Below are 276 nucleotides of genomic sequence, written 5' to 3' on the forward strand. Positions count from 1 at the left end.
TAGTGATTTACTATAATCACTTGGGTCTCCCATGTGGATGGGGGTTTGAAAGATATGTTCTCTTCCTAGTTCTGGGACAAAACGTTGACAAATAAGTGCATTGTAAGCATCTTCCTCAGTTGCTGCAATTAAAATTTCATAGGGGGTTAAGTCCACATGATATTCCGTATGTTCACTTAAAATATCTCCTACCTCCGTTTTTATCCCCCTTTGCCTTGCAGGGTTTAACGATCCCCACGAACGATCTATTACGATTACTGGCTTATTAAAAGATTG

The 276-nt window shown here is 39.5% G+C and carries 1 protein-coding gene; it reads right to left on the reverse strand.

Translation table 11 applies throughout. The features are described 5' to 3' along the window. Nucleotides 1-276: NAD-binding protein (locus SB764_RS39855; RefSeq protein WP_410866730.1), on the reverse strand; the 276-nt coding region annotated here is incomplete at both ends.

Source organism: Paraburkholderia sp. SIMBA_027 (genome assembly GCF_046535315.1).
GTDB classification, from domain to species: Bacteria; Pseudomonadota; Gammaproteobacteria; order Burkholderiales; family Burkholderiaceae; genus Paraburkholderia; species Paraburkholderia tropica.